Here is a 7,070-nt window from a genome sequence, read left to right on the forward strand (position 1 = left end):
CGGGGCGGCAAAATCGCCTCTGACCATCGTTGGATGGGCGCCACTTTTTCTCAATTTACCGGTGCTGGAGTGGATATGGGCAAGTTGTTTTTGTTGTTGGTGGGTCTGGTTGTACTGGAGCTCACCGTGATGATCGAGGTCGGCTCGGTAATCGGGGTGCTGCCGACTGTCGGCTTGCTCATCCTGACTGCGGTATTGGGCTCCTCGCTGGTGCGCAGTGAAGGGATTAAGACCCTGTTCAGCGCCCAGCAAAAGATGCAGATGGGCGAGATGCCGGGTCGTGAGGTGATGGGGGGCATGATGCTGGCATTGGCCGGCTTGCTGCTGATTATCCCGGGTTTCGTGACCGACATTTTCGGTGTGCTGTTGCTGCAACCCTGGCTGCGTAACAAACTGGCTGACAAGCTGATCGGCAGCAGCCACTTCCGGATGCAGATGGGTGGCTTCCAGCGTACTCAATCGCCGTTTGGTAACGCACCGTCCGATGATCATCTGGGGAACGCCAAGCAGGGCGGCACCACCATCGAAGGCGAATTTGAGCGCAAAGAGTAATCGACGAGACGAAAACCCGAGGCGAGTGACTGAATCAGGGTTTGCCCTGATGGCACAGTGCCTCGAAGCGGTGTCGGGCATACCACCACGCGAGGGTGCCCGCCGCCAGATTGGCCAGCAGTATTCCTAAATAGATCCCCTGTTCTCCCCCCAGCTTTGCCCCCAGCCAGGCTCCTGGCAACAGAAAACCAAACAGTCGCAATCCGTTGAACAAGAACGAGATACTGGATGCCCGCACGCCATTGAGTGCCGAGGCCAACAGCATCACCATGCCCTGAAAGCCGTAACCGATCGGCACTAGGTGTAGATAGAGAACAATCAGGCGAATGACCTGCGGATGATCGCTGAACAGGTTGGCGATGAGTGGCGCCAGCAGCCAGGTCAAGCCATAGATGGCGAGCTGAAACAGCAACGCAAAACTCATGCAGCTTTGCAGCGCAGCCTTGGCGCGGGCCGGATTACCTGCACCGCAGTTTTGCGAGATGAAAGGGGCCAGCACGGAGGCAAGGGCCATCATCACGATCAGCAACAGCGCCTCGACCCGCGATGCGGCGCCGTAAGCGGCTACCACCTCGGTACCCAGTCCTGCAAAGATCGTCATCAGCACCGCATTGGCCAGGGGGTTGAGCATATTGGTAAAAGAGGCGGGGACGGCGACATGGAGTAACGCCCGCCAGTGGGACAGCAACCGGGCCCGCGGCGAGAGGCGCCACAGCAGCAAGCCCTCCCGATGACGCAGGATATAGAGGCTGACCAGCATCGCCATCAACCAGGAGATAGAGGTCGCGATGGCGGCCCCGCGGATCCCCCACTCGGGAAAGGGGCCGATACCGAAGATCAACAGAGGATCCAGTACCCCGTTGACCAGCCCGGCTACTGCCATCACCAGACTGGGGGTTTTGGTATCGCCGGTCGCCCGGATGGCGGCATTGCCCACCATGGGCAGCACCAGCATGGGGACGGTGAGATACCAGATCAGCATGTAGTCATGGATGAGGGAGATAAGCTCGGCACTGGCGCCCAACAGGGTAAACAGAGGCTTGATGGTGAGAGCGCCCCCTGCGGAGAGCAGGGCCACCATGATCACCGCCAGAAACAGGCTGTCGGTGGCGAGATGGGCCGCCTCATCGTGTTTGCCCTGCCCCAGGGTATGACCGATCACCGCTGACAATCCGGCGCCCAATCCCATCGCCAGCGAGGTAACCACAAAAGTGACAGGAAAGGTAAAACTGATGGCGGCCAGAGCTTCGGTGCCCAGCATACCGATAAAAAAGGTATCGACCAGATTGAAGGCCAGAATGGCGATGATGCCGAAGATCATGGGGCCCGTCATCTGGCGCAGTACGACCGGAATAGGGGCTGTCAGCATGGGGTTGGTGCGGGTCAAGGGCTCGTCTCTACAGCTGGCTTTGAAGGTTCTGGCATGGAAACCGGGCGGCTTGAACCGACCTTGCTCCAGAGTGCGGACATGGCTGAACCATCGAAGATGTTTATAGTACGTGAAAAAATTTTTTTTGTATTTGCCCTTGAAGGGTTAGCAACTCTGCCCCACATCAGGGACATATCTAATTTGGCCTGGAACGGCCATTCCTCAAAGCAACAATGAGACTCATTTTGGGAGAGTTATCGATGAAAATTCGTCCACTGCACGACCGCGTCATCATCAAGCGCATCGAAGCTGAAGCCAAATCTGCCGGCGGTATCGTCTTGACTGGTACTGCGGCCCAGAAGTCCACCCGTGGTGAAGTGCTTGCCGTGGGGACTGGTCGTATCCTGGATAATGGCGAAGTCAAAGCGCTGGCCGTGAAGGTTGGTGACAAGGTTATCTTCAACGAAGGCTACGGTGTGAAGACCGAGAAGCTGGATGGTCAGGACGTCCTGATCCTCTCCGAAACCGACATCCTGGCGATTGTCGAAGAGTAATCCATCCTCCTTTTCCCCGAATTGATTTAAGGATTGAAGAAAAATGGCAGCTAAAGACGTTAAGTTTGGTAACGAAGCCCGCATCAAGATGCTGGAAGGCGTAAACATCCTGGCTGATGCCGTCAAGGTGACTCTGGGCCCGAAAGGCCGCAACGTGGTGCTGGACAAGTCCTTCGGCGCCCCGACCATCACTAAAGATGGTGTTTCTGTTGCGCGCGAAATCGAGCTGGAAGACAAGTTCCAGAACATGGGCGCCCAGATGGTCAAGGAAGTGGCTTCCAAGGCGAACGATGCCGCCGGTGACGGTACCACTACTGCAACCGTTCTGGCTCAGGCCATCGTCAACGAAGGTCTGAAAGCCGTTGCCGCCGGTATGAACCCGATGGATCTGAAGCGCGGTATCGACAAAGCCGTTGTGGCTGCTGTTGCCGAGCTGCAAGCGCTGTCCCAGCCGTGTGCCGACAGCAATGCCATCGCTCAGGTGGGCACCATCTCCGCCAACTCCGACGAGAAAGTGGGCAAGCTGATTGCTGAAGCCATGGACAAAGTGGGTCGCGATGGCGTCATCACCGTTGAAGATGGTCAGGGTCTGGAAGATGAGCTGGCAGTTGTCGAAGGTATGCAGTTCGACCGCGGCTACCTGTCCCCCTACTTCATCAACAAGCAAGAGACCGGTTCTGTTGAACTGGACGACCCGTTCATCCTGCTGGTTGACAAGAAAGTCTCCAACATCCGCGAAATGCTGCCGGTGTTGGAAGGCGTTGCCAAAGCTGGCAAGCCGCTGCTGATTGTTGCTGAAGACGTAGAAGGCGAAGCCCTGGCGACTCTGGTGGTTAACACCATGCGCGGTATCGTGAAAGTGGCTGCCGTCAAGGCGCCTGGCTTCGGTGACCGTCGCAAGGCCATGCTGCAGGATATCGCTGTACTGACTGGCGGTACCGTCATCTCTGAAGAAGTTGGCATGGAGCTGGAAAAAGCGACTCTGGAAGATCTGGGTCGTGCCAAGCGCATCGTCATCACCAAAGAGAACACCACCATCATCGATGGCGTGGGTGATGCCGGTGTGATCGAAGGCCGTGTTGCCCAGATCCGTCAGCAGATCGAAGAGACCTCTTCCGACTACGATCGTGAGAAGCTGCAAGAGCGCGTAGCCAAGCTGGCTGGCGGTGTTGCCGTGATCAAGGTTGGCGCAGCCACCGAAGTCGAGATGAAAGAGAAGAAAGCACGCGTTGAAGATGCCCTGCACGCTACCCGCGCCGCGGTTGAAGAAGGTGTGGTTGCCGGTGGTGGTGTTGCGTTGGTTCGCGTTGCAGCCAAACTGGCTGGTCTGCGTGGTGACAACGAAGACCAGAACGTCGGTATCAAGGTTGCCCTGCGCGCCATGGAAGCCCCGCTGCGTCAAATCGTCATCAACGCCGGTGAAGAAGCCTCCGTCATTGCCAACGCAGTGAAGAACGGCGAAGGCAACTTCGGTTACAACGCTTACAGCGAACAGTATGGCGACATGCTGGCCATGGGTATCTTGGATCCGACCAAGGTAACCCGTTCCGCCCTGCAGTTTGCCTCTTCCATCGCCGGTCTGATGATCACCACCGAGTGCATGGTCACCGAACTGCCGAAGAAAGATACCCCTGCCATGCCTGACATGGGCGGCATGGGTGGCATGGGCATGATGTAATCATCCCCCTTGTTCTGTTTGACAAACGGCTCGCTCAAGGCGAGCCGTTTTTTTATATCTGGCTAAACTGAGTCTGTTGAGACAGCAAATCTGGGGGTGATATGAAAATGTTTGGTTGGCTGACACTACTGTGTTCATTGGTCATCATGCCGGTAATGGCTGCTGAGGCGCTGACTGGGCCGGTGATCCTGAAAGTCGGTGGTAACATCAGGTCGGCAGACGAAGTTGATGGCAAGGTGTTGTTTGATCTGGCAAAACTGCAGGCTCTGCCGCAACATGAAATAGTGACCGGCAACCCGTGGGTGGATAAGCCGCACACCTACAGAGGCCCAAAACTGGCTGATGTGTTGGCTGCAGTCGGTGCGGATGGCAAGACTATTACGTTGACGGCGCTGAACAGTTTCCAAGTCCGCATTGAATGGGACAAAGTTGCCAAATACGAGCCCATCCTTGCATGGGAAGACAACGGCGCTGTCATGCGGGTGCGTGACAAGGGGCCGGTCTGGTTTATGCTGCCTCTTGATCAATATCCGGAATTGAAGCGATCCGAATATACCGACATGATGATCTGGCAGCTGGATTTGATAGACATTCAGCACTGATAAAAACAGCACGGGAGCATGGGGTGAAAGGAAAGACCAGGGCGTGGCCACTGCTCGTCATTCTGTATGTATCCATCCTGTTGTTTACCGGGAGCACCCTCTATTGCCTGATGCAGATCCAGAATGCGACCAGAGCGATGGAGAAATACACCTATGATGTCTCCTGGGCGCTGATGCAGTTGCAGCTGGAGCTCGGTCGTTTCCTCAATGCGGTAGAGGTCTATCACTATGGCGGGATTGATCATGACACCCTGATGCTGCGTTATGACATTCTCTGGAGCAGAACGCCCATCCTGTTGAGCGGCCAGCTGCGCAAGAGCATGCAGGACAAGCAGAAAACCTTGCGTCTGGTGCAGCTGATTGAAACCAATATTCGCCAAATAGAGCCCGACATCACCAAGTTGCAAAGCGGGGCATCTGACTATCAGCAGATCATGATGCGCCTTGCCCCGCTGCAAGAGCCGCTCTCCTACTCCCTCGCTTCTGTGATGCAGAAGAACATCAACGTCTATTCCGAGAACGATCGCCATTTTGGCCAATTGCGCAATGCCTTGTTGTTGATGGTCTCCGGTCTGGTCATGTCAGTGCTGCTGCTCAGCATGCTGCTTATATATGAAGGGCGTCGTCATTTCAGAGCGGCCAGACGGGATCCGCTGACCGGGTTGTCCAATCGGGTTGCTTTGCTGGAGCGAATGGAGCTGTACGCCACACAGGAAGTGCCGTTTGGGCTGGTGCTGGTCGACATCAACGACTTCAGGGATATCAACAGCAAGTTTGGCTATGACACCGGTGATTATCTGCTTTGTGAGTTTGCCACTCGGATCAGAGTGCTCTGTGAAGAGGGGGAGTGGAGTGGACGTCTGGGGGGAGATCAATTTGCCATTATTCAGCGTGGCAGCAGCGATCTGCGTCAGGTCAGGGAGCTGGTAGCGCGATTGCTGCATGCGCTGAAGCAAGATATCGTCTATGACAACTATCCCTTCCGGCTTGAAGTCGGGATCGGGATTGCCTTCTATCCGATGGACAGCGACAAGACTCAGGAGTTGTTGAGTCGTGCGGAACAGGCCCTGTTCCATAGTCGCAAGACCCATGTCCCCTATGTGATTTACGATAACTCCCTGCTCAACGAGACGGCACGGCGCAAACATCTGGCGTCGGACATGATCATGGCGCTGGAACACAATGCGCTGGAACTCTATTACCAACCCATCGTCAATCTCGAGAGTGGCCGCTGCGAAGCTGTCGAGGCTCTGTTGCGTTGGCGGCATCCTGAGCTCGGTTTCATTCCGCCAAACGAAGTGATTATGGTGGCTGAGGAGTTCCAGCTTGCCGAACGGGTTGGCAGCTGGGTGCTGAACACCGCTTGTGAGCAGCTCTATCAGTGGCACCAGTTGGGCATGGTCGATCTGCAGATGTGTGTGAATATCTCGCCAGGCATGTACCAGCGTAATTTGCTCAAACTGGTGGCCAAGGCATTGATGGAGCACCATTTGCCTGCCCGTAGTCTGGTCCTGGAGGTCACGGAAGATACCACCATGCGGGAAGTGAAGAACTCGCTGCAACTGATGCAGGATCTCAATCAGCAGGGGGTGCTGTTGGCATTGGACGATTTTGGGACTGGTTATTCCTCTTTGAGTTATCTGCAAAAACTGCCGGTCAGCAAGGTGAAGATCGACCGCTCCTTTATACAGGGCATTGATACCTCAATGGAGGCATCCGAACTGGTCGCCAATATTTGCCGGATGGGGTCCATGCTGGGCAAGAGTCTGGTGTGTGAAGGGATTGAGACACAGGCCCAGTTGGATGTGCTGCGATCCCTGACCGATATCCACTTGTATGGACAGGGCTATCTGTTCAGCCGACCGGAGCAGGCGGAGAAAATCTATCAGACCTTGTTGGAGATGGAGGAGCTTTGGCTGGCGCGTCAACAATCCCAAATGGCTTATATGAGTTGAGAGGGGGCTTGCCTGTCATCTGCCTCCAGAATGTGTGATTTAGCTCAAACTCTCTTCTTTTTGTTTATTGTTTGAACGGTTGTGCGGTTTTATCAAAAAAACATGCAATTTAGCCTTGCCAGAAAGAATTCACTCCCTATAATGCGCCTCCATCGACAGGGCAAGCGGCAACGCAAACAGCCTCGTCGATAACCTCGAAAAGCCTTTGAAAATAAGGCTTGACTCGAGAAGGCGGTTGAGTAGAATTCCACTCCCGCAGCAACACACTGTTGCGTCGCTCTTTAACAATTTGAATCAAGCAATCTGTGTGGGCACTCACAGCATCGAACATCAAAAACAATTTTTGATTTTCAATGTCTG

7 protein-coding genes are annotated in these 7,070 nt (G+C 55.1%); 5 read left to right on the top strand and 2 right to left on the bottom strand.

The genetic code is table 11. The annotated features are described in order from the left end of the window. Positions 1 to 75 precede the first annotated feature (75 nt). Positions 76 to 552, top strand: a complete 477-nt coding sequence (locus tag AB5Y97_RS05970; protein ID WP_368157369.1) for an FxsA family protein — start codon at positions 76 to 78, stop codon at positions 550 to 552. Positions 553 to 586: 34 nt separating this feature from the next. Here the strand turns inward: AB5Y97_RS05970 and AB5Y97_RS05975 are convergent, their stop codons facing one another. After that, on the bottom strand, positions 587 to 1,921 hold the full coding sequence (locus AB5Y97_RS05975; RefSeq protein ID WP_368157372.1) for an MATE family efflux transporter: 1,335 nt from the start codon (positions 1,919 to 1,921) through the stop codon (positions 587 to 589). A 260-nt stretch (positions 1,922 to 2,181) separates the two neighbouring features. Between AB5Y97_RS05975 and AB5Y97_RS05980 the strand changes: the two genes are divergently transcribed. From AB5Y97_RS05980 to AB5Y97_RS05995, 4 genes are all read left to right on the top strand, one after another. Continuing rightward, on the top strand, positions 2,182 to 2,475 hold the full coding sequence (locus AB5Y97_RS05980; protein ID WP_005340573.1) for a co-chaperone GroES: 294 nt from the start codon (positions 2,182 to 2,184) through the stop codon (positions 2,473 to 2,475). A gap of 43 nt (positions 2,476 to 2,518) precedes the next feature. After that, a complete protein-coding gene (gene groL, locus AB5Y97_RS05985) occupies positions 2,519 to 4,153 on the top strand; it encodes a chaperonin GroEL (RefSeq protein ID WP_005340575.1) in 1,635 nt (544 codons plus the stop codon). Positions 4,154 to 4,254: 101 nt separating this feature from the next. Next, the gene (locus AB5Y97_RS05990; protein ID WP_019444953.1) at positions 4,255 to 4,755 is read left to right on the top strand and encodes a molybdopterin-binding oxidoreductase; all 501 of its coding nucleotides are present in this window, start codon (positions 4,255 to 4,257) and stop codon (positions 4,753 to 4,755) included. 23 nt (positions 4,756 to 4,778) lie between these two features. Next, positions 4,779 to 6,710 (top strand): putative bifunctional diguanylate cyclase/phosphodiesterase, encoded by a 1,932-nt coding sequence (locus AB5Y97_RS05995; RefSeq protein ID WP_368157370.1) that lies wholly within the window; start codon positions 4,779 to 4,781, stop codon positions 6,708 to 6,710. 136 nt (positions 6,711 to 6,846) lie between these two features. Here AB5Y97_RS05995 and AB5Y97_RS06000 read toward each other — a convergent pair. Next, the coding region (locus AB5Y97_RS06000; protein ID WP_368157371.1) for a hypothetical protein at positions 6,847 to 7,070 on the bottom strand (224 nt) is incomplete at its 5' end.

Origin of the sequence: Aeromonas sp. R10-2, from assembly GCF_040908445.1 — a bacterium.
GTDB classification, from domain to species: Bacteria; Pseudomonadota; Gammaproteobacteria; order Enterobacterales; family Aeromonadaceae; genus Aeromonas; species Aeromonas veronii.

Bases quoted from the DNA above. Each gene is read 5' to 3' on its own strand.
- groL (WP_005340575.1), top strand. From the start codon at position 2,519: ATGGCAGCTAAAGACGTTAAGTTTGGTAACGAAGCCCGCATCAAGATG.
- AB5Y97_RS05980 (WP_005340573.1), top strand. From the start codon at position 2,182: ATGAAAATTCGTCCACTGCACGACCGCGTCATCATCAAGCGCATCGAA.
- AB5Y97_RS05975 (WP_368157372.1), bottom strand. From the start codon at position 1,921: ATGCTGACAGCCCCTATTCCGGTCGTACTGCGCCAGATGACGGGCCCC.
- AB5Y97_RS05970 (WP_368157369.1), top strand. From the start codon at position 76: ATGGGCAAGTTGTTTTTGTTGTTGGTGGGTCTGGTTGTACTGGAGCTC.
- AB5Y97_RS05990 (WP_019444953.1), top strand. From the start codon at position 4,255: ATGAAAATGTTTGGTTGGCTGACACTACTGTGTTCATTGGTCATCATG.